21 protein-coding genes are annotated in these 20,396 nt (G+C 70.6%); 7 read left to right on the forward strand and 14 right to left on the reverse strand.

The window, feature by feature from the left end; translation table 11 throughout:
- Positions 1-331 precede the first annotated feature (331 nt).
- The gene (locus tag Q0116_RS00960) at positions 332-718 is read left to right on the forward strand and encodes a thioredoxin (RefSeq protein ID WP_297884635.1); all 387 of its coding nucleotides are present in this window, start codon (positions 332-334) and stop codon (positions 716-718) included.
- 27 nt (positions 719-745) lie between these two features.
- Here the strand turns inward: Q0116_RS00960 and Q0116_RS00965 are convergent, their stop codons facing one another.
- Complete coding sequence (locus Q0116_RS00965) at positions 746-961, reverse strand: hypothetical protein (protein ID WP_004599823.1); 216 nt, start codon at positions 959-961, stop codon at positions 746-748.
- A gap of 92 nt (positions 962-1,053) precedes the next feature.
- On the opposite strand from Q0116_RS00965, the gene Q0116_RS00970 reads away from it, so the two are divergent.
- A complete protein-coding gene (locus tag Q0116_RS00970; protein ID WP_297884637.1) occupies positions 1,054-1,797 on the forward strand; it encodes a ThuA domain-containing protein in 744 nt (247 codons plus the stop codon).
- Positions 1,798-1,851: 54 nt separating this feature from the next.
- Here Q0116_RS00970 and Q0116_RS00975 read toward each other — a convergent pair whose 3' ends face one another.
- Positions 1,852-2,520: a helix-turn-helix domain-containing protein gene (locus tag Q0116_RS00975; protein WP_297884638.1), complete on the reverse strand. Its 669-nt coding sequence runs from the start codon at positions 2,518-2,520 to the stop codon at positions 1,852-1,854.
- An 84-nt stretch (positions 2,521-2,604) separates the two neighbouring features.
- Between Q0116_RS00975 and Q0116_RS00980 the strand changes: the two genes are divergently transcribed.
- Positions 2,605-4,263 carry an NADH-quinone oxidoreductase subunit D gene (locus Q0116_RS00980; protein ID WP_297884639.1) on the forward strand — a complete coding sequence of 553 codons (1,659 nt, stop codon included), beginning with the start codon at positions 2,605-2,607 and terminating at the stop codon, positions 4,261-4,263.
- Between the two features lie 193 nt (positions 4,264-4,456).
- Here Q0116_RS00980 and Q0116_RS00985 read toward each other — a convergent pair whose 3' ends face one another.
- The 3 genes from Q0116_RS00985 to pyrB form a co-directional block, all read right to left on the reverse strand.
- Positions 4,457-5,317 (reverse strand): hypothetical protein, encoded by an 861-nt coding sequence (locus Q0116_RS00985; RefSeq protein ID WP_297884640.1) that lies wholly within the window; start codon positions 5,315-5,317, stop codon positions 4,457-4,459.
- A 312-nt stretch (positions 5,318-5,629) separates the two neighbouring features.
- Positions 5,630-6,088, reverse strand: coding sequence for an aspartate carbamoyltransferase regulatory subunit (pyrI, locus tag Q0116_RS00990; RefSeq protein ID WP_297884641.1), 459 nt, complete (start codon positions 6,086-6,088; stop codon positions 5,630-5,632).
- Complete coding sequence (gene pyrB, locus Q0116_RS00995; RefSeq protein ID WP_297884642.1) at positions 6,085-7,026, reverse strand: aspartate carbamoyltransferase; 942 nt, start codon at positions 7,024-7,026, stop codon at positions 6,085-6,087. The genes pyrI and pyrB overlap by 4 nt, the downstream gene beginning before the upstream one ends.
- A gap of 205 nt (positions 7,027-7,231) precedes the next feature.
- Between pyrB and Q0116_RS01000 the strand changes: the two genes are divergently transcribed.
- Positions 7,232-7,549, forward strand: coding sequence for an ASCH domain-containing protein (locus tag Q0116_RS01000; protein ID WP_297884644.1), 318 nt, complete (start codon positions 7,232-7,234; stop codon positions 7,547-7,549).
- A gap of 108 nt (positions 7,550-7,657) precedes the next feature.
- On the forward strand, positions 7,658-9,118 hold the full coding sequence (locus Q0116_RS01005) for a short-chain fatty acid transporter (RefSeq protein ID WP_297884645.1): 1,461 nt from the start codon (positions 7,658-7,660) through the stop codon (positions 9,116-9,118).
- A 24-nt stretch (positions 9,119-9,142) separates the two neighbouring features.
- Here Q0116_RS01005 and Q0116_RS01010 read toward each other — a convergent pair whose 3' ends face one another.
- Both Q0116_RS01010 and Q0116_RS01015 read right to left on the reverse strand, forming a co-directional pair.
- The gene (locus Q0116_RS01010) at positions 9,143-9,478 is read right to left on the reverse strand and encodes a 2Fe-2S iron-sulfur cluster-binding protein (RefSeq protein ID WP_297884647.1); all 336 of its coding nucleotides are present in this window, start codon (positions 9,476-9,478) and stop codon (positions 9,143-9,145) included.
- Between the two features lie 87 nt (positions 9,479-9,565).
- Positions 9,566-10,072, reverse strand: coding sequence for a hypothetical protein (locus Q0116_RS01015; protein WP_297884649.1), 507 nt, complete (start codon positions 10,070-10,072; stop codon positions 9,566-9,568).
- Positions 10,073-10,191: 119 nt separating this feature from the next.
- On the opposite strand from Q0116_RS01015, the gene mvaD reads away from it, so the two are divergent.
- Both mvaD and Q0116_RS01025 read left to right on the forward strand, forming a co-directional pair.
- On the forward strand, positions 10,192-11,190 hold the full coding sequence (gene mvaD / locus Q0116_RS01020; protein WP_297884650.1) for a phosphomevalonate decarboxylase MvaD: 999 nt from the start codon (positions 10,192-10,194) through the stop codon (positions 11,188-11,190).
- Positions 11,191-11,272: 82 nt separating this feature from the next.
- Positions 11,273-11,635, forward strand: coding sequence for a hypothetical protein (locus Q0116_RS01025; protein WP_297884652.1), 363 nt, complete (start codon positions 11,273-11,275; stop codon positions 11,633-11,635).
- Positions 11,636-11,666: 31 nt separating this feature from the next.
- Here the strand turns inward: Q0116_RS01025 and Q0116_RS01030 are convergent, their stop codons facing one another.
- The 7 genes from Q0116_RS01030 to Q0116_RS01060 all read right to left on the reverse strand — a co-directional run bounded on the left by Q0116_RS01030 (position 11,667) and on the right by Q0116_RS01060 (position 20,383).
- Positions 11,667-13,202, reverse strand: coding sequence for a deoxyribodipyrimidine photo-lyase (locus Q0116_RS01030; RefSeq protein WP_297884662.1), 1,536 nt, complete (start codon positions 13,200-13,202; stop codon positions 11,667-11,669).
- An 85-nt stretch (positions 13,203-13,287) separates the two neighbouring features.
- Positions 13,288-13,734: a phosphate-starvation-inducible PsiE family protein gene (locus Q0116_RS01035; protein WP_297884654.1), complete on the reverse strand. Its 447-nt coding sequence runs from the start codon at positions 13,732-13,734 to the stop codon at positions 13,288-13,290.
- A 46-nt stretch (positions 13,735-13,780) separates the two neighbouring features.
- A complete protein-coding gene (locus Q0116_RS01040; protein WP_297884655.1) occupies positions 13,781-16,189 on the reverse strand; it encodes a DEAD/DEAH box helicase in 2,409 nt (802 codons plus the stop codon).
- Positions 16,190-16,263: 74 nt separating this feature from the next.
- Positions 16,264-16,929, reverse strand: coding sequence for a GNAT family N-acetyltransferase (locus tag Q0116_RS01045; protein WP_297884656.1), 666 nt, complete (start codon positions 16,927-16,929; stop codon positions 16,264-16,266).
- Positions 16,930-17,033: 104 nt separating this feature from the next.
- Positions 17,034-17,822: a mechanosensitive ion channel domain-containing protein gene (locus tag Q0116_RS01050; RefSeq protein WP_297884658.1), complete on the reverse strand. Its 789-nt coding sequence runs from the start codon at positions 17,820-17,822 to the stop codon at positions 17,034-17,036.
- Between the two features lie 3 nt (positions 17,823-17,825).
- A complete protein-coding gene (dacZ, locus tag Q0116_RS01055; RefSeq protein ID WP_297884659.1) occupies positions 17,826-18,635 on the reverse strand; it encodes a diadenylate cyclase DacZ in 810 nt (269 codons plus the stop codon).
- Positions 18,636-18,757: 122 nt separating this feature from the next.
- Positions 18,758-20,383 carry a GMC family oxidoreductase gene (locus tag Q0116_RS01060; protein ID WP_297884660.1) on the reverse strand — a complete coding sequence of 542 codons (1,626 nt, stop codon included), beginning with the start codon at positions 20,381-20,383 and terminating at the stop codon, positions 18,758-18,760.
- Between the last annotated feature and the right edge of the window lie 13 nt (positions 20,384-20,396).

A 20,396-nucleotide genomic window follows, 5' to 3' on the forward strand; every position in this document is an offset into this window, starting at 1 on the left:
GAGGGAGTCGCTGGCGGCTCCCGCCGCCAGCGACGAGGCTGGGGAGGTGAGAGGTGCGGTGTCGTGTGGGGCGGGGTTCGAAGGGGCAGTCGCGAGGCGGGCGCAGGTGACGGCAGGACCGCAGCGAGTGAGCGGAGCGAACGAGCGAGGACCGCCCCGAACGTGCGCCCGCCTCGCGACTGGGGCTTCGTGGGTGTCGGCGGTCGGTCCATGGTCGACGACGGAGGGCAAGAGTGTACGCGAACTCGACGGTGCGTCGTCGGCGGTCCCGAGCCGAATTTGCTATTGCCACCGACGCGCCGTTTACGTGGCTCGGCGACCAACGGCGGGTATGTCACTCGAAACGCTCGCACCCGCGGAGGACGTCGACGCGGACGCGTTCGACGACTCCGTTCTGGACGCGCTTGCGGCGGACGACTACGCGTTCAAAGTCTGGGGCGGCGACTGGTGTATCGACTGCCAGCGACAGCTCCCCGAGTTCGGTGCCGCGCTCGCAGCCGCCGGTGTCCCGGACGACCACATCGAGGCGTACCCGGTGACGAAGGGCTCGGACGGGAAAGAGGGCGAGCTCGTCGAGGCGTACGGGATCGAACTGATCCCGACCGTCGTCGTCGAGTCGCCCGACGGCGAGGAGCTCGCGCGGTTCGTCGAGGAGGAGGACGCCTCCATCGCGGAGTTCCTCGCCGAGCGACTCGCCGACGTCGAAGCGACCGCCTGAGTCGCTTTTCCTCTGAGTCGCGCGGACTCAGCCGTCTTCGGAGTTCACGTCACCGGCGTAGTAGAGGACGGCCATCGTCACGCCCATCGTGACCGCGTAGACCGTCGTCGACGTGTCGAGGAGGACGCCGACGCCGAGGACCGACGCGGTCACCACGGCTCCGGTGAGGAGGGCGTACCGAACTCTGGAGAGCCCGCGCGCCCAGTCGTCGGCGCGGCGGTACAGCTGACGGGGACTTGCCATGTCCCGCCCTGTCTCGCCACCGAGGAGTGTTTTCCGGTCGGTCGGCGACGGACGAGGCGAGCGCTCAAGTCGATCGGGCGTCGACCCCGCGTATGGCACGCGTCACGGTCTGGAACGAGCACCGACACGAGCGCGAGAGCGAGGTCGTCGCCGACGTCTACCCCGACGGCATCCACGCCGTCGTCGCGGACGCGCTGGAGGAGGGCGGCCACGAGGTCCGCACGGCGACCCTCGACGAGGGCCCGGAGCACGGGCTCACCGAAGCGGTCTTGGACCACACCGACGTGCTGGTCTGGTGGGGCCACGCGGCCCACGACGAGGTCCGCGACGAAGTCGTCGACCGCGTCCACGAGCGCGTCCTCGACGGGACGGGCCTCCTCGTGCTCCACTCCGCGCACTACTCGAAGATCTTCAAGCGGCTGATGGGGACCAGCTGCTCGCTGAAGTGGCGCGAGGCCGCCGAGCGCGAGCGGCTCTGGACGATCGAGCCGAGCCACCCGATCGCCGACGGGATCGGGGAGGCGATCGAGCTCGACGAGGCCGAGATGTACGGCGAGCGGTTCGACGTCCCCGCGCCCGACACGCTCGTGTTCACCTCCTGGTTCGAGGGCGGCGAAGTGTTCCGCTCCGGCTGCTGTTACCGCCGCGGGAACGGGCGGGTGTTCTACTTCCGGCCCGGCCACGAGACGTATCCGATCTACTACGACGGGGACGTCCGGCAGGTGCTTCGAAACGCAGTCGACTGGGCTGAGCCGGGCGACGGGCCGACGCCCGAGTTCGGCAACGCGGACCCGAGAGAGGAGATCGACACGAGCGACGACCGGAGCGTTCATTGAGGGGACCCGCGGTCGGCCGCGTTGTCGGGCGCGGGTGCCGCCGGCCGCGCGCGTTCAGGCCACGTCGCGAAGTCGCATGAACGCGTTCATCACCGCCGACTCGGCCTTCCGGAGGTGTTCAGAGGCGGTGCTCGGCGAGGCGTCGATCCGATCGGCGACCTCCGCGACGGACGCCGCGCGCGGCGACTCGTAGTAGCCGCACTCGACGGCGGCCGCGACCGCGTCGAACTGCCGGTCCGTCAGCCCCGGGTCGAAGAGGTGCTGGCGCCAGTCGTATTCGCCGACGCGGAGGACTTCGCTGTCGATCCGGTCCGGGAGCGCGGCGAGCGCCTCCCGGAGCGGCCCGTGGTCGCCGAGGATCGTCAGCCGCGCGACGCCGCCCGGACGGAAGTCGATCGGCGGGACGACGACGATCCCGGTCCGCCGGAGCGAGCCGAACATCGCGTCGTCGACGTCGTCGCGTCGCTGCGTGAGGAAGACGTAGTATCCCGACCCGTCGATCCGGGTGACCTCGAACTCCCGGATGCGGTCGACGGAGCGCAGCGCGTCGACGTACACATCGATGTCCCCCTCCACGTAGAACAGGAATGTGTCCGCGGTCTCGTCGAAGAGGCTGCCGTGAAGGAGCACGTCCCGATCGATGGCGTCCGACTCGTCGACCAGTCGGTGCATCGGGTGGAGGAGCTCCGGCGGGTACCGGAGTTCGAGGCGCAGGTACTTCACGCCGGACAATGACGACGGCGGTTTGATAAATACCCGTACTGAGCCGGCAGAAGCCTCGGGTCCTGCCCTCGCGTCTCTTCCGGTATGTCGACAGAGCTGCTGCGTGAAGGCGACGAGGACAACGAAGAGACGAGGGATCCGTTCTCGTCGATCGGGGAGCTGGTCACGGCGCGCGAGAAACACCTGAACGCCCCCGCGGCGCGGGTCCGACCGGACGCGGTCCGGGAGGCGCTCTCCACGCTGCGGGACGAGGCGGGGTACGACCACCTCGCGTGCGTCACGGCACAGGAGTACGAGAACCGGTACGAGTCCATCTATCACCTGCGTTCCTACGACGACCCGACCCGGGAGCTCAGCGTCGTGGTCCCGGCCGACCGGAGCGACCCGGTCTCGGAGTCGGCCGCGCCCGTGTTCCGTACCGCGGACTGGCACGAGCGCGAGGCGTACGACCTCGTCGGGATCGAGTACGACGACCACCCGGACCTCCGCCGGATACTCCTGCCCGAGACGTGGCAGGGGCACCCGCTGTCGACGGACTACGACGAGGACCAGCCGCAGATCGCCGCGCTCTCGGAGAACGAGCCGATCGAGCCGGGATCCTCGTCCGCGACCGGCAGCGACACCATGCTGCTCAACGTCGGCCCGCACCACCCGGCGACCCACGGCGTCTTACACCTTCAGGTCACGCTCGACGGCGAGACGGTCGTCGGCGTCGAACCCGACATCGGTTACATCCACCGCTGCGAGGAGCAGATGGCGCAGTCCGGGACGTACCGCCACCAGATCATGCCGTACCCCGACCGCTGGGACTGGGGCGGCGCGGGGCTGCTCAACGAGTGGGCGTACGCCCGGGTCGCCGAGGACCTCGCGGACGTCGAGGTCCCGGAATACGCGCAGGTCGTCCGCACGATGAGCGCGGAGTTCAGCCGGATCCTCTCGCACATGCTGGCGATGGGCGCGTACGCGCTCGACGTGATCGGCGACTTCACGGCGACGTTCATGTACGCCATCCAGGAGCGCGAGCGCGTCCAAGACATCCTGGAGGAACTCACGGGCCAGCGGCTGATGTTCAACTACTTCCGGCTCGGCGGGCTCGCGTGGGACCTCCCGGAGCCCAGAGGGGAGTTCCTCTCAATGGTCCGCGAGTACCTCGACGGCCTCCCGCGTCGCATCGAGGAGTACCACGACCTCCTCACGCGGAACGAGATCCTCCAGCTCCGCACGGTGGACACGGGGGTCCTCCCGCCGGAGGTCGCGAAGAGCTACGGGGCGACCGGCCCGGTCGTCCGCGGTTCGGGGGTCGACTACGACCTGCGCCGCGACGACCCGTACGGCTACTACGACGAGCTCGACTGGGACGTCGTCACCGAGGACGGCGGCGACAACTTCAGCCGCCTGCTCGTCCGGATGCGCGAGGTCGAGGAGTCCGCGAAGATCATCGAGCAGTGCGTCGACCTGCTCGAGGACTGGCCCGAGGACGAACGCAACATCCAGGCGAACGTGCCGCGCACGCTGCGCCCGGACGACGACGCGGAGATCTACCGCGCCGTCGAGGGCGCGAAGGGCGAACTCGGCATCTACATCCGCGCGGACGGCACGGACAAGCCGGCCCGGTTCAAGATCCGCGGACCCTCGTTCTCGAACCTCCAGACGCTCCCGGAGATGGCCGAGGGGGAGTCGATCCCGGACCTGATCGCCGCGCTCGGCAGTCTCGACACCATCATGGGTGAAGTCGATCGATAAGGGACGCGACGAGCCGGCGGCTCACCGGTGTAGGGCGACCGCCGCTACGGCGCGGACGTTGAAAGGCGACCGCCTCGCGCGAACGCGAGACGACCGGTCGTGTCGCGCGCCGGCGGCCGGTCGAGTGAGCATCGACCGCGGCCGTATATAAACCCTCGTTCACGGGACCGCGAGGGAACGGTCGAGCCCGCGGTCAGTCCGGGCGGTGGACTTCGCCGTCGCGGGAGTCGGCGTTCTTCCGCCGGATCGCCGCGGCCGCGTTGTTCGCGTCGTAGCCGAAGAACACGTCCTTCGCGTACGTCTCGGCGACCTCGGTCGCGTGGACCAAGTCGTCGACGTCCACCTCGACCGCGTACAGCTCCAGCGAGAACGGCGTCTCCGGCGGCGCGCCGTGGACGTCGTAGTCGCCGCCGAGCCGGGAGCGGAACCCCCGGGCGATCGCCTCCAGCCAGTAAGTCGTCGCGTACTCGGTGTCGTACAGCGGGACGACGAACTCGTCGACGTGGTCGGCGAGGCGGTCGAGGTCGAGGCCGGCCCGCTCGTAGAGGTGGTCGGGGTAGGGGTCGGGGTACAGCGTGAGCAGGAGGCGGCCGGGGACGAGGTCGGCCGCCTCGGCGACGAACTCGGTGATGACGTCCGCGCGCCAGTCTGCGAAGTCGTCGCGGTCGCTCTCGGCGAACAGGCGCTCGCAGCGGTCGCAGTGACAGAACCCCTCGCGGGGGAACCCCACGTCGTCGAGGCGCACGTCCTCGTTCTCGGCGGCGCAGTCCGCGATGATCTCGAGGAGTCCCTCGCGGTACTCCGGGTGGGTCGGGCAGATGTACGCCCAGTCGAAGTAGTCGCGGTCGCGGGTCGCCGGCTCGCCGCGCTCGTCGACCGGGACGAGGTCCTCGTCCTCGCCCGCGGCCGCGTTGTCGCCGAAACACGACACCATGTTCACGGCGTTCGGCAGGGGCTCGGCCGCCCGCCCCGTGACGTCTTTCACCTCGTAGAACCCGAGGTCGAACGGCTCCATCGCGACCTCGTCGGCGTTCCGCGTGACGACCCCGTACATGGGATTGGTTACGGGACTGGTCGGTAAAAACGGACGGTATCGGGCGGTCGACCGCGGCTGCGGGTCGGTCTGCGCCGCCGCTCGGTCGTCGGTGCGGTTCGCGGAGGGCGCGGACGCGGAGTCGCGCGGTTACTCGATCTCGACCGGCTCCTTGTCGCCGGCGAACAGGAAGTACGCGAGCGCGACGAGCGACAGCACGAGGACGAGCTTGGCTTTCTTGCTCATACGGGCCGGTTGGCACGGCGGGCGCTAAAACTTACCGGACCGAGCGGGGATCGGCCCCGGGAGAGACGGCCCGCGTCGCTGGTCGCCTCACACGTCGATGTGGTCGGCGATGTCGGAACGCAGGATCGTCGCGCAGTAGTCGCAGCGCACCCCGTCGGCGACGACGTCGAACCGGGTCTCGACGGGCTCGCCGGCGTTGGTGATACAGTTGCGGTTCGGACAGGAGAGGACGCCCGTCACGCCGTCGGGGCGGGTGACGCGGTTCTTCTCGACGACCTCGAAGTCGCGGACGATGTTGATCGTCGCCTCCGGCGCGATGAGCGAGAGCACGTCGACCTCGGACTGGGACAGCTCGCGGTCCTCGACCTTCACGATGTCCTTGCGGCCGAGCCGGTCGGAGGGGACGTTCATCCCCACCGAGACGCCGAACCCCTCGGAGCCGTCGATGCCCAGAATCGCGAGCACGTTCAGCGCCTGACCGCCCTCGACGTGGTCGATCACGGTGCCGTCGCGGATCTTCGAGACGCGGAGCTCGTGGTCGCTCATCGGTCCACCTCCGTCCCCTCGGCGGCCTCGGCGTTCTCCAGTAAGGTGTCGAGCAGCGCCATCCGGACCGGGATCCCGTTGTGCGCCTGTTCGAAGTAGCGCGCGTGGTCGGTCTCGTCGACGTCGGGCGCGATCTCGTCGACGCGGGGGAGCGGGTGCATCACGGTGAGGTCGTCCGCGGCGGCCTCGAGCGTCTCGGCGTCGATCCGGTACTCGCCCGCGACGCGGTGGTACTCGTTCTCGTCCGGGAACCGCTCCTTCTGGATCCGGGTGACGTACAGCACGTCGAGCTCCTCCAAGACCGGGTCGAGCTCGTCGTGCTCGCGGATCTGCGCGCCCGTCTCGTGGAGGTCGAAGCGGACCGACCGCGGGAGCCGCAGCGAGTCGGGGCTGATGAAGTGCTGGTTGGCGTCGAACTCTGTCAGCGCGGCCGCCAGCGAGTGGACCGTCCGCCCGTACTTCAGGTCGCCCATGATCCCGATCGTGAGGTCGTCGAGACCGTGGTCCTCGCGGATCGTGTGGAGGTCGAGGAGCGTCTGGGACGGGTGCTGGCCCGCGCCGTCGCCCGCGTTGACCACGGGGACGTCGACGCGCTCGCCCGCCAGCGTGGCCGCTCCCTCGCTCGGGTGCCGGAGGACGAGGGCGTCCGCGTACCCCTCGATGACGCGGACGGTGTCCGACAGCGACTCGCCCTTCGACACCGACGAGGAGTCGACGTCGCCCATGTCGATGGTGTTCATCCCGAGGCGCTTGGCCGCGCTGTCGAAGCTCATCCGGGTGCGCGTGCTGGGCTCGAAGAAGCAGAGCGCGAGCACCCGCCCGGCGTGCCGGTCCGCGTAGGCGGCGGGGTCGTCGGCGACCGCCCGGGCCCGGTCGAGTACGGCCTCGATGTCATCCCGCGAGAGCTGGGTCGCGGTGATGAGGTGGTCCTGTCGCATCGTCAGAGATGGGTGTCGGCAGTATCTTGAATCCCTCGGCTCGGGGCGCAGCTCGGGTGTTCACGGACGTGCGTACCCGCGCGGGTCGCCGCTTCGATATCCGTAACGCGCCCCGGTCCGGAGTCGGCGCGACCGGACTGGACCCCCCTCGCCGCACCGGGCGACCGCCGCCGCGCATAAGCCGTCGCGGGCCGAAACGGATCGCATGGCAGACAACGACCCGGCCGACCTGCTCCCGAACGACCGCGTGAAGCAGGCGGCCATCGACGGCGAGGTGACGCAGCTCCACCGCGGGAACCAGTACGGCGAGGAGGGCGACACCTTCGAGATCGACGGCGTCGCCTTCGAACTGGTCGAGGTGACCGAGCGCACGCTCGGCGACATGACCGACGAGGACGCGAAACGCGAGGGGTCGCCGTCGCTGTCGGCGTACAAAGAGCGGATGGTTCGCGCCCACGGCGGCAACTTCGAGTGGGACGACGACGCCGACGTGGTGCGTCACCGCTTCGAACGGGTCGAGTAGGGCACGGCAGCGCGTCCACAGGGCGACGCCGCTACCCCGGACGCGAACGTGTCACGCGATACGACCGTATCCCATTATTTATACTGTAAGATACCGGAGACGGGATGTATGTCAGCGAGTGACGGGGCAGGCGTCGTCGAACGTATCGGATTCCGAATGTCGGAGGTGGTCGAACGGTGGATGCCGAGCCCGTTCGTCTTCGCCATCCTGTTGACGTATATCGTCTACGTGGCCGGGCTGGTGGCCACGGACTCCGGGCCGGTGGAACTGTTGGAGTTCTGGTACGGCGGCTTCTGGGCGTTCCTCGGGTTCTCGATGCAGATGGTGCTCATCCTGATGACCGGGTTCGTCATCGCGTACCACCCGCGGGTGAACGCGATCTTACAGCGGCTCGCCGAGGTGCCGAACTCCGGCGCCCAGGCCGCCGCGTTCGTCGGCTTCATCTCGATGTCGCTGGCATGGGTCCACTGGGGGTTCAGCCTCATCATGGGCGCCATCTTCGCCCGCGAGATGGGGAAGGTCGCCCACCGGAAGGACATCAGCATTCACTACCCGCTGCTCGCGGTCGCCGGCTACATGGGGCTCGGCCTGACGTGGCACTGGGGCATCTCCGGCTCCGCGCCCCTCCAGCTGACCGACGCGAACAACATCGGCGAGGGGACCGGGTTCGAGTTCCTGACGTCGACCGTGCCGGCCGCAGAGACCATCTTCCACCCATACGCGCTCACGCTCACCGCGCTCTCCATCGTCTTCGCGAGCGCCGTGCTGTACGTCCTCGCGCCGTCGGGCGACCGCGCGAAGGGGATCACGGAGTACGTCGACGAGGCGGACCTGTTTGACTCCGCGGCGGACGGGGGCCGCGCAACTGACGACCCGGCCACCGACGGCGGCACCGACGCCGCCGACCCGGTGGACGAGCCGCCGACCGGGGTCGCCGACGTCCCCGCAGAGCGGCTGAACAACAGCCGGATCATCGGCGGGCTGGTCGCGCTGTCGGGCGTCGCCATCCTCGCGCTCCAGTTCGCCGGGCAGGGGCTCGGCGCGTTCACGCTGAACGCCGTCAACTTCGGCTTCCTCTTCGCCGGCCTGCTCATCTACCAGCGCCCGGCGTACTACCGCGACCGGTTCAACGACGCCGCCGGCGCGGCGGCCGGCATCGTCCTGCTGTTCCCCTTCTTCGCCGGCATTCAGGGGATCATGGCCAGCTCCGGGCTGGCGCTGCTGCTCGCCGAGGGGCTGCTCGAAGTGTCGACGGCGGCGACGTACCCCGTTATCGCGTGGGTCGTCGGCTCCGTCGCGAACCTGTTCGTCCCCTCGGGCGGCGGCGAGTGGCTCGTCGTCGGCCCGTCAGTGCTTCAGGCCGCGCAGGAACTCGGCGTCCCCTACGGACAGGCCACCATCGCGTACGCGGTCGGCGACGCGCACACGAACCTGCTGAACCCGTTCTGGGCGCTCCCGCTGCTCGCGATCACGAACGTCAAGGCGCGCGAGATGTTCGGCTACGCCATCGCGATGCTGATCGCGCTGATCCCGTTCCTCGCGATCGCGCTGTACGCGGTGCCGTACTGAGCGGTTGAAAAGGGGCCCCTCTTTTCAGTCGTCGTCCGCGGCCGCGCCGTCGCCCGCCGCGGTCGCCGCGTCGTCCTCGATGCTCGGCGGGTACTTCCCGCGTTCGAGCTTCAGGTCGGACTGCGGGCGCGCCATACAGGTGAGCGCGTAGTCCTCCGCCTCCTCGTCGCTGAAGCCGCGGGCCGCGGGCTGGGTCACCTCGCCCTCGAGGATCTCGGCGGAACAGGCGAGGCACATTCCGACGCGGCAGGAGTACTCCTGAGCGATCCCCTCCTCGAAGCAGGCGCTGAGGATCGTCTCCGTGTCGGCCACCTCGATCGTCTCGCCGGTGCCGACGAACTCGACGGTGTGCTCGGTCATGCCGCGAGCTACCCGCCGGCCGGTCAAAAAGGGTTCCCTCTATCTCGTCGCCGTCGCGGGGACGGAAGCGGGCGCGGCGCGCGGTCGCTACTCGACGGCGTCGTCGCGGTCGCCCCTCGCGTGCCGGACGGCCCTCGTCACGACCAACAGGCCGACGGCCGCGAGGAAGTCGCGGCCGATCGGTCCGAACGCGTCGAGCCACAGGCGCGCGGTCAGCGGGCGGGCGGCGACGGCGTTCGACCCCAGCAGGAGTCGGAGCGTGTGCGGGGCCCCGCCGACGTACTGCCCGGCGAGGCCGCCGGCGACGACGGCCGCGAGCAGCGCTCCGAGCGTCCGAGCGGTCAGAGAGACCCGCGGTCCGATACCGTCGATCGCGTAGTAGGCGACGAACAGGAGCCCCGGCACGAGGAGATACGTCCCGGCGACGTCGACGAGCAGATCGAGGGGGGTCCGGGCCGGCACGGGCTGGCCCTCCCGTATCGCGTACTGGCGGGACCGGACCACGCGTTCGAGGAACGACAGGGCCGCCGAGACGGCGGCGAGGGCGTACACCTTCGCCCGCGGTCGTCGGGCGAACGCGTCGCCGAAGGCCATGTCGGCTCGGGCGTCGGCCGTCACTAATAGTTTGCTCCGGGGTCGTCCGCGTTGCCGGCCGCGCCGCGTCGCTCCCGCCCATCGCAACGACTAATCCCCCGCCGGACGCTTCCCGAGGTATGACCGGCAAGGCCACCGCGCGAGCCCACCCGATCCAGGGGCTCGTCAAGTACCACGGGATGCGCGACGAGGAACTGCGGCTCCCGTACCACGACAGCATCAGCCTCTGTACCGCCCCGACCGCGACGACGACGACCGTCGAGTGGCAGCCCGACGCGAGCGAGGACGCCTACGTCATCGGCGGCGAGGCGGTCGACGGGCGCGCCGCCGAGCGCATCGACATGGTCGTCGAGCACGTCCGCGACCTGGCCGGGGTCGACGCCGCGGTCCGGCTGGAGAGCGAGAACTCCTTCCCGTCGAACATCGGCTTCGGCTCGTCGTCGTCCGGCTTCGCGGCCGCCGCGCTCGCCCTCGTCGAGGCCGCGGGGCTCGACATGTCCCTCCCGGACGTCTCCACCGTCGCCCGCCGCGGGTCCTCGTCGGCCGCCCGCGCCGTCACCGGCGCGTACTCGCGGCTCGACGCCGGGCTCAACGACGAGGACTGCCGCTCGTATCGCCTCGACGTCGGCGTGAGCGAGGACGGCTTCGACCCCGAGGAGGACCTCCGGATCGTCGCCGCGCACGTCCCCGCGTACAAGGAGACGGAGGAGGCCCACCGCGAGGCCGCGGCGAGCCACATGATGCAGGCGCGGACCGCCCACGTCCAAGACCAGCTGGTCGAGATGACCGACGCGCTCCGCGCGGGCGACTTCGACCGGATCTTCGAGACCGCCGAGCACGACTCGCTGTCCCTGACGGCCACGACGATGACCGGCCCGGCGGGGTGGGTGTACTGGCAGCCCGAGACGATCGCCGTGTTCAACGCGGTCCGCGAGCTGCGGGAGTCGGGCGTCCCCGTCTACTTCTCGACCGACACCGGGGCCTCGGTGTACGTGAACACGCTCGCGGACCACGTCGACGAGGTCGAGGGCCGGATCGCCGAGATCGGCATCGACACCGACGTCTGGGAGGTCGGCGGTCCGGCGCGCGTCCTCGACGAGAGCGAGGCGCTGTTCTGAGGAGGCGGGACGAGCGCGGCGGAACGGGGCTTGCTGGCTCCGTCGCGGTGATTTATTTGCTCGGGGGTTGAATCGGTGTGACATGTCACCGATCGCTGACACGATCCTCGCGTTCGACGGGGCCACCCCCCGCGTCGTCGCGGACCTCCGGAGCGTCTCGTTCGAGGTCGAGTACGTCCGCGAGGACGTCGAGGACCGCTACTCGGACGCCGACCTCGACGAGGCGTACCAGCTGGTGATGTCGAATCAGATCACGGGCGACGACTTCAAGCGCCTCGTGGGGCGGAGCCAGTACGCGGCCCAGACGCTGTTCTTCGACGACCTCGTGGTGTTCCTCTTCCCGTCGGACCGGTACGACGCGGTGTTCGCGTCGTTCGACTACGACGAGTCGTTCCCCGTGAACGCGCTGGTGAGCGCGGCCACCGAGGCACAGCGGGAGGAGTGAGCCGGGGCGGGCGGGCGGCCGCCGCCGCCGGTCACTCGTTCGGGTCCTCGCCGCGCGCCCGCTTGTACATCGCGAGCGCCTCCTCGCGGCGCTCGGAGTGGTCGACGATCGGCGCGGGGTACGCCGGGGCCGCGTTCGCGCGCTGGGTCGGGGACAGATCGTGCCACTCGTGGATCAGGTCGGGCTCGACGCCGCGCAGTTCGGGGACGTACTGCTTGATGTACTCCGCGTCGGGGTCGTAGCGCTCCCCCTGCGTCATCGGGTTGAAGATGCGGAAGTACGGCTGGGCGTCGGTCCCCGTCGAGGCGGCCCACTGCCAGCCGCCGTTGTCGTTCGCGGTGTCGTGGTCGGCCAGCCGCTCGCGGAAGTGGTCGTAGCCGTGCCGCCAGTCCGCGAGCAGGTCCTTCGTGAGGAAGGAGGCGACGATCATCCGCACGCGGTTGTGCATGAACGCCTCCTCGCGCAGCTGACGCATCCCGGCGTCGACGATCGGGTACCCCGTCTCGCCGCGCTTCCACGCCGCGATCTCGTCTGGGTCGTCGCGCCAGTCGATCCCCTCCTCGTACTCCTTGTAGTTCGCCGTCACCACCTCGGGGTTGTGGAAGAGGACCTGCGTGTAGAACTCCCGCCACGCGAGCTGCTGTTGGAACTCCTCGACCTGCTCCGGGGCGTCCTCGGGGCGCGCGTCCGACTCCGCCTCGGCCATCGCTTCCTCGGTGGCCGCGTACGCCTCCCGGACGCCGATCTCGCCGTACTTGAGGAACGCCGACAGCCGCGAGGTCGCGTCCTCGGCGGGGAAGTCGCGCTCGGCCTCGTAGGCGAACACCGCCTCGTCGAGGAAGTCGTCGAGGCGCTCGCGGGCCGCGGCGGTCCCGGCCGGACCGACGTCCGCGTCCGGTTCCGCGAAGCCGAGGTCGGCGGGCGTCGGGAGGTCGCCGACCGCGGCGACCGGGGGCTCGTCGACGCCGCCGTCGGCCAGCGTCGCGTCGCTCGCGCCGGTCCCGTCGACGGCGTCGACCGCGTCCGTCAGCCGCCCATCGTCGACGAGCGCCTCGTCGGTCGGCACGGGGGCCGGATCGTCTTTCGCGCGGTCGGTCCACTTCTTCCAGTAGTAGCTGTACACGGAGTAGGGATCCCCGGCGTTCGTCCGGATGGCGTCGGGGTCGTGGAGGACCGCGTCGTGGTGGGCCTCGCGCGCGACGTCGACCGCGTCGAGCGCGCGTCGCACCCCGGCGTCGCGCTCCCGAGCGAGCCCGGAGTAGTCGCGGTTCCAGACGACGCGCTCGGCGTCGAGGGCGTCGGCGAGGCGCGGGAGGACGGTCTCGGGGTCCCCGTGCGCGACGACGAGGTCGCTCCCGCGGTCGCGGTACGCCTCTCGGAGCGCGGCGAGCCCGTCGAGCAGGCGGCGGACCCGCACGTCGCTCGCGTGGGCTAAGACGTCGGGGTCGAAGACGAAGACGGGCGCGGCCGGCCCCCGGTCGGCGTCGTCCGTCCCGATCCCCGCTGCGGCCGCGAGCCCGACGTTGTCCGCGGCCCTGAGGTCGCGGCGGTGCCAGAACAGCTCCATGGGATCCACACGGGCGCGTCCACCGTGAAACCACCGGGACCGACGGGGCCTCGACGGGGTGTGAGCGCACGCGATCCGCCGCCGATCAGAGCTCCAGCCGCCCCGGCACGCTCACGCGGTCGAGGAGGAAGTAGCCGACCGTGAGCGTGAGGACGAGCACGCCGAGCGAGACGGCCGCGAGCAGCGCCTCGTCGCCCGTGCCGTAGTCTTCGAGCCGGAAGCTGATCACGCGCCGCGAGACGGCGATGATCGCGGCGCTCACGACGGTCCGGAGGACGGGCTTACCGCGCGCGTACGCCACGAGCGTCCGGTGGACCTCGACGATGATCAAAAGCAGGAGGACGCTGTCGAGCAGCTCGACGACCTCCGCCGGATCGGTGAAGTTCCCGGCGACGAGCAGGCGGTACAGCGAGACGAACAGGTCGAACACGCCGATGACGAAGAGCAGGAGGAGGAAGTACGCCGCGCCGAGGACGAGCCACTCCATCGCCCGGGCCGCGGGGTCCGCGGCGTCGTCGAGGTCGATGGCCATGGTCTTCCCGTCGGGCCCGGGCGGCATGGAGCTTTGGGTGGCTCCGTCAGGCTCCGGCGTCCGCTCCCGTGAGCGATTCGAGCAGTCGCACGGCCGGCGCCTTCGCCAGCGGGTCGTTCCCGTTGCCGCAGTGGGGCGACTGGACGCAGGCCGGGCAACCGCCCTCGCAGTCGCAGGAGTCGATCAGCCGCGCCGTGCGCGTCATCAGCTCCTCGATCCGGCGGTGGCCGCGCCGCGTGAGCCCGACGCCGCCGGGGTACCCGTCGTAGACGAACACCGCCGGCCCCTCGGTGTGGGGATGGTGCGGCGTCGAGATACCGCCGACGTCGGCGCGGTCGCACAGCAGGTGGAAGGGGAAAAGCGAGATGATCCCGTGTTCGGCGGCGTGGATCCCGCCGTTGAACGCGTACTCGCCGCCGGGGATCGGCTCGCCGCCGTCGGCGCTGACCCCCGGGTCCGGCGCGTCCTCGTCGACCGCGTCGCCGAGGCGGCGCATCTCGCGCTCGGCGTCCTCGGGCACCGGGAAGTACAGCGACTTCGTCCGCAGCGTCGTCTCCGGGAGGTCGAGCGTCGACTCGCCGAGCGACTCCCCGGTCGCGGCGTCCTTCCGGACGAACCCCGTGATCTGCTCGGTCACCGTGACGTCCGCGAACCGGACGGGCACGTCGGGGCGCACCGAGAGCGCGCGCTCGTCGAGGTCCGCGTTCACGACGATGTCCTTGTCGGAGCGCACCTGCGTGTAGTAGTCCGCCCACGACTGCTGTAGCTCGGCGACGTCTCGGTCGAGGTCCAGCTCCACCACCTCGTAGGTCCGGCCCTGCTGATGGTAGATCGCGCCCGGGTGGGCGTCGCGAAGCGCGTCGGCGAAGCCGAGCGTCGCGACCGTCTCGCCGCTCGACCGCTCGATCAGCGAGATCTCGCGCTCCTCTGCGGTGCGGAGGTTCACCGACTGCTGCGGGCTCCCGCCGCCGGCGTGGACCCAGCGCGTCCCCTCCGCGGCCTCGCGCCGCTCGAGGACGCCCGCCTCGGTCAGGTCGGCGACGACGCTCGGGAACGAGTCGCCGAAGAAGCGCTCGTCCTCGGGCGAGAGCCAGCTTTCGTCGGCCGCGCAGGCGACGTGGCCGGGCATGAGCTGGCCGTTCTCCGGGTCGCAGATGGCGTCTTCGGGGGGCGCGTCGAAGAAGTCGCTCGGATTGCGCATGAGGTACTGGTCGAGCTGGTCCTCGCCGCCGACCATGACGACCGTGGCGGGGTCGTCGCCGCGGCCGGCCCGCCCCGCGCGCTGGTGGGCGGACATCCGCGTGCCGGGGTAGCCGTCGAGCACCACGGCGTCAAGTCCCCCCACGTCGACGCCGAGCTCGAGGGCGCTCGTCGACCAGACGCCGCGGAGGTCGCCGGCGTGGAGCGCCGACTCGATCTCGCGGCGGCGATCGTCAGTGAGCGCCGCCTGGTACGCGCCGACCTTCCCGGCGAGGTCGCGCTGCCCACGGTCGCGGAGGTCGCTCGCGCTGTCGGTCGCGTACTGCTCGGCGGTCTGGCGGGCGCGGGTGAACGCGAGCGTCTGCTGGCCCGCCGTGACGAGGTCGACGAAGAGCCGCTTGCTCTCCGTGTGGCTCGACTTCCGGCGGCCGCTGCCGCGCTCCTGCCAGTCGTCGTCGTACTCGGGCGGGTTCCACAGCACCCAGTCGCGCGGGCCGCGCCCCGAGGTGTCCTCGTCGACCAGGGCGATCCCCTCGGGGTCGCGGCCGGTGACGGTCGCGACGTGGTCGACGGGGTTGTTGATCGTCGCCGAACAGCAGACGAACTGCGGGGCGGAGCCGAACCGCTCGCAGGTCCGAGCGAGCCGGCGGAGGGTCAGGGCGACCTGCGAGCCGAACACGCCCCGGTAGCTGTGGACCTCGTCGATCACGACGTACTCCAGCGACGAGAAGAACCAGTCCCAGAGTCGGTCCGCGTACGGGAGCAGCGCGTAGTGGAGCATGTCCGGGTTCGAGAGGAGGACGGTCGGCCGGCGGTCGCGCACGTCGCGCTTCTCCGAGCGCGAGAGCCGGCCGGTGTAGGAGTCGACCGACACGCGGCTCCCGAAGCCGAGGTCGGCGGCGAGATCCGACAGCGACTCCTCCTGGTCGGCGATCAGCGCGTTCTGCGGGCCGAGATAGAGCGTGCGCCCGCCGCGGTCCATCGCCGCCTCGAACGCGGGGACGGTGTACGCGAGCGACTTGCCGCTGGCCGTCTCGGTCGCGAGCACGACGTCGTCGCCGTCGCGGACCGCGCCGATCGCCTCGGCCTGGTGGCGGTAGAGTCGGTCGATGCCGCGGTCGCCGAGCGCGTCGGCGAGCCGCGGTTCGAGGTCCACGTCGGCGAACTCGGGCTCGCGGGCCGGGAGCCGCCGGTGGTCGGCGATCTGTCCCTCGTAGAAGGGCCGGTCCCGCAGCCACTCGATGGCGTCGTCCACGGTTACGGTACCCTGGGGTCGGCGGGGCCTAACGGTTGCGGTGGCGGCGGCGCGGCGCGGCGCGCGACCGCCGGTCAGTCGTCCGCCGGCGACCGCGTCGGCTCGGCGTCGACGGACGGCGCGTCGCGGAGCGACTCCGTCGGGCCGTTCCGGGCGAGCGGCGGCCAGCGGACCTCGGTCGCGATGGGCCGGTCGAGGTCGAGCCGCATGCGGAGGTCGCCGCGCCGCTCGACGACCTCGAAGCCGACCGTGCGGTAGACGCTCCGGGCGGGGCGGTTCCCGGTCTCGACGTGGAGTTCGATCCCGTCGCGGCCGGCGGCCGCGGCGTTCGCGATCACGTGCCGGCACAGCTCCGTGCCGACGCCGCGGTCCTGCGCGTCGGGGTGGACGAAGACGGCGAGTTCGGGGGTGTCGGCGTCGGTCGGCGTGTACATCGCGTGGCCGAACAGCTCGCCGTTCCGCTCGGCGACGACGTTGTTCCCTTCCGACAGCATCGACTGGATCCAGTCGACGCGCCGTCGCCGACTCACCGGCGGGAGCCCCTGCGCGCGATGCGGACGGCCGAAGTCCTCGTACATCTCGGCGAGGAACGGCTCATCGGCGTCGGTCGCGGGCCGGATCGTCCAGCGCGCGCCCTCCTTGTCGACGAAGCGCGGACACCGCGGCGGGCAGTGCGGCGTCCCCTCGCACTCGCTCCCGTCCCAGCCGTCGCAAGCGACGCTCGCGGTATCGGGGGTCATGTCTCGACGTTGGCGCCGCGTCGTGTTATAGGGTGACAACGACTTTCACGGCGTGGGAATCGCTCACGGTCCCGACGGCGGCCGCGACGCGGTCGGGTCGGTGCCTACTCCCGGATCAGCACGATGCCCTCGCGGAACACCGCGTGGTTCGGGAGGACGTGCTCCTCGCCGTCGGTCTCGATGTGGGTGACGAAGAGGTCGACCTCCTGGACGACCCCGCGCTCGCCCGCGACGCGGACCTCGTCGCCGATGCCGTACGGCTGCCGGAGGAGGAGGAAGACGCCGGCGGCGGCCGACGCGACCAAGTCCTTCGTCGCGAGCGCGGCGAACAGCACGACCGCGAACGCGTACGCCGCGAGCAGCACGATGAGCGCGAGCGTCTGGACGCCGACCTGGCCGAGCGCGATGAGCGCGGCGACGTAGACGACGCTGTAGTTCACGAGCGTCGGGAGCACGCCCAGCTCGGGGAGCTTGATCCCCCGGAGGCGCTCGGCGACGAGGAGCTCCGCCTTGTCGCCGACGACGACGCCGACGATGAGGACGACGGCGGCGACGAACAGCCGCGGGAGGAAGGCGGCGACCCCGGACCAGAACTGCTCGAGGTAGTTCACGTCCGCGACCGTCAGGGCGACGATGACCGCGACGGCGACGATGAAGTAGCTCGACAGCTGCGCCAAGATCCGAACCGTCGAGGTGTCGAACTCGCGGGCCGTCCGCTCGAAGGCCGTCCCCTCGATCACCTCGGGGACGCCGGCGCGCCGGAGGAGCCGGCGGTTGACCACGCCGACGAGGTACGCCAACACGAGGCCGACGAGGAGGACGAACAGCGCCAGCCAGATCCGGTCCGGAACGGTGCTCGCGAACTCGGAGAGGGCGGTCTGGACCGCGGACATCTGTCAGTACTCCTCCGGATCGATCTCCAAGACGAGTTCGCCCGCCTTGAACGCCCGAACGAGCCCGTCCGACTCCGAGAGGACGATGGCGGTCGAGTTGGTGTCGCGGGTGATCGCGGCCCCGGACATGTGGCGCGCGCCGAGCCCCTTCGGGATGTCGACACCCTCCGCGGCCGGTTCGAGGTAGCGGTACGCGGAGACGATCTTCCCGGAGTCGGAGACGACGAACGCGCCGTCGAGCCGCGAGAACTCCTTCAGCATGACGTTCACGATGGGGTCGCCGACGTGGACGTGCGACTTCTCGAAGGGGTTGTACGACAGCGGCCGCGACTTGTTCATCACCTTCCCCGCGTCGCCGACGACGAACAGCGCGCCCACCGGTTTCCCCTTCTGTCCCTTCTGCCCGAGTTCGATCGCGACCTCGAACACGTCGCGGATGACGCTCGGCTCGGCGCGGGAGTTGGCGAACAGGTCGAAGATGCCGGTGTGGACGCTCTCGTCGACGGTGACCCGGACGATCGCGTCCGAGCCGCCCTCGAAGACGGAGGTGACGCAGGCCACCTCGTCGCCCTCGGAGACGAGGTCCGCGTCCATCGCGCCCTCGATTCCGAACCGGATCCGGTCTTTCACGTTGTCGAAGGGGAGCGGGAGCTCGACGAACGTCTCGGCGTCGACGTCGTTGTCGGGGGCGACGACGACGACCTCGCTCCCGTCGTTCGCGAACCGCTCGTAGAAGGAACTCGTCGGAGAGAACAGCAGCGCGGCGTCGACGTCAGCGACGAGATCGGACAGGTGGTCGGTGAGCGAGGCCATTGACTCACGTGACTCCCGGTGGGCGTAAAGTCGTTGCGTCGCCGTCGTGCGAGCGTCTGACGCAGGGGTCGGACCGGGCGCGGTCCGCGGCGGAGCGGTCGCCTTCTCCACGCTCGAACCGGTTAGTCGTCGGCGGCCGCAGCCGCCTCCTCCGCGGTCGGCGCCGGGCGGTCGCGGATCAGGTCCGCCGCCCGCTCGGCAACGGCGATCGTGGGGGCGTTCGTGTTGCCGCCGACGAGGGTGGGCATCACGCTCGCGTCGACCACGCGGAGCCCCTCGACGCCGCGGACGCGGAGCTCGTCGTCCACGACCGCCGCCTCGTCGTCGCCCATCTTACACGTGCCGACGGGGTGGTACACCGTGTGGCACGTGTCACGGACGTGTTGGGCGATCTCCTCGTCGGTCTGCGCGTCCTCCCCGGGCCACACCTCGCGCCCGACGTACTCCGAGAGCGCGTCCTGCCGCGCGATCTCGCGGGCGCGCTTGACCCCGTCCACGAGGGCGTCGACGTCCGCGTCCGCGTCGAGGTAGTTCGGGTCGATGGCCGGGTCGTCGAACGGGTCGCCCGACCGGAGCGTGATACGTCCCCGGCTCTCCGGCCGGAGCTGCGTCGAGCCGATCGAGAGGCCACGCCCGGTCTCGGGGTTCTCGAAGCCGTGTTCCATGAAGTACGACGGGGCGAAGTGGAACTGGAGCTCCGGTCGCGACTCATCGTTGTCGGCGGCGACGAAGCCGCCGGCCTCGGCGACGTTGGAGGTCAGCTTCCCTCGCTTGCGGAGGAACCAGTTGAACACGTCCTTCAGTCCCCCGGCGTCGTCCAGCGTGCTGACGTCGTCGTCGGTCTCGTAGACGGCGAACGCGAACAGGTGGTCCCGGAGGTTCCGGCCGACGCCGGGCGACGCCGCCTCGACGTCGATGCCGTGGTCCGCGAGGTGGTCGGGGTCGCCCACGCCCGAGAGCATGAGCAGCTGCGGGGAGTTGACCGCGCCGGCGCTGAGGAGGACCTCCTCGGCGGCCTCGACGGACCGGCTCCGCCCGTCTTGGCTGTACCGAACGCCGGTCGCGCGACCGCCCTCGATGGTCACCTCGGTCGCCTGCGCCCCGGTCTCGGCGGTGAGGTTCGGTCGGTCGAGGGCGGGCTTGAGGTACGCGTCGGCGGCGCTGTGGCGTTCCCCGTTCTTCTGCGTGACGTGGTACATCCCCACGCCCTCCTGTGCCGCCCCGTTGAAGTCGTCCGTGCGGTCGTAGCCCGCCTGCGCGGCGGCGTCGACGAACGCCCGGGAGACCGGTCGCGGCGAGGACTGGTCCGTCACGTTGAGCGGCCCCGCGGACCCGTGGTAGGGCGATCCCGACGGCGTGAACGTCTCCGCCCGCTTGAAGTACTCCAGCATGGTGTCGTACCCCCAGCCCTCGTTGCCGAGGGCGGCCCAGTCGTCGTAGTCGGACGGGTGGCCGCGGATGTAGATCATCGCGTTCGTGGAGGAGCAGCCGCCGAGCGTCTTGCCGCGCGGCCAGTAGAGCCGTCGGCCGGCGCAGCCGTCCTGCGGCTCGGTGTGGTACTCCCAGTCCGCGTCGGTCTCGAAGAGCTCCGGGAAGCCCGCCGGGATCCGCATGTTCCGGTCGTCGTCGGGCGTGCCCGCCTCGAGCAGGAGCACGCTCGTGTCCGGGTCCGCGGTGAGTCGGCTCGCGAGGACGCAGCCCGCCGAGCCGGCCCCGACGACGACGAAGTCGTATTCCGTGTCTGTCATAGACAACCATGCG

Source organism: uncultured Halorubrum sp. (assembly GCF_937146585.1).
Taxonomy (GTDB): Archaea; Halobacteriota; Halobacteria; order Halobacteriales; family Haloferacaceae; genus Halorubrum; species Halorubrum miltondacostae.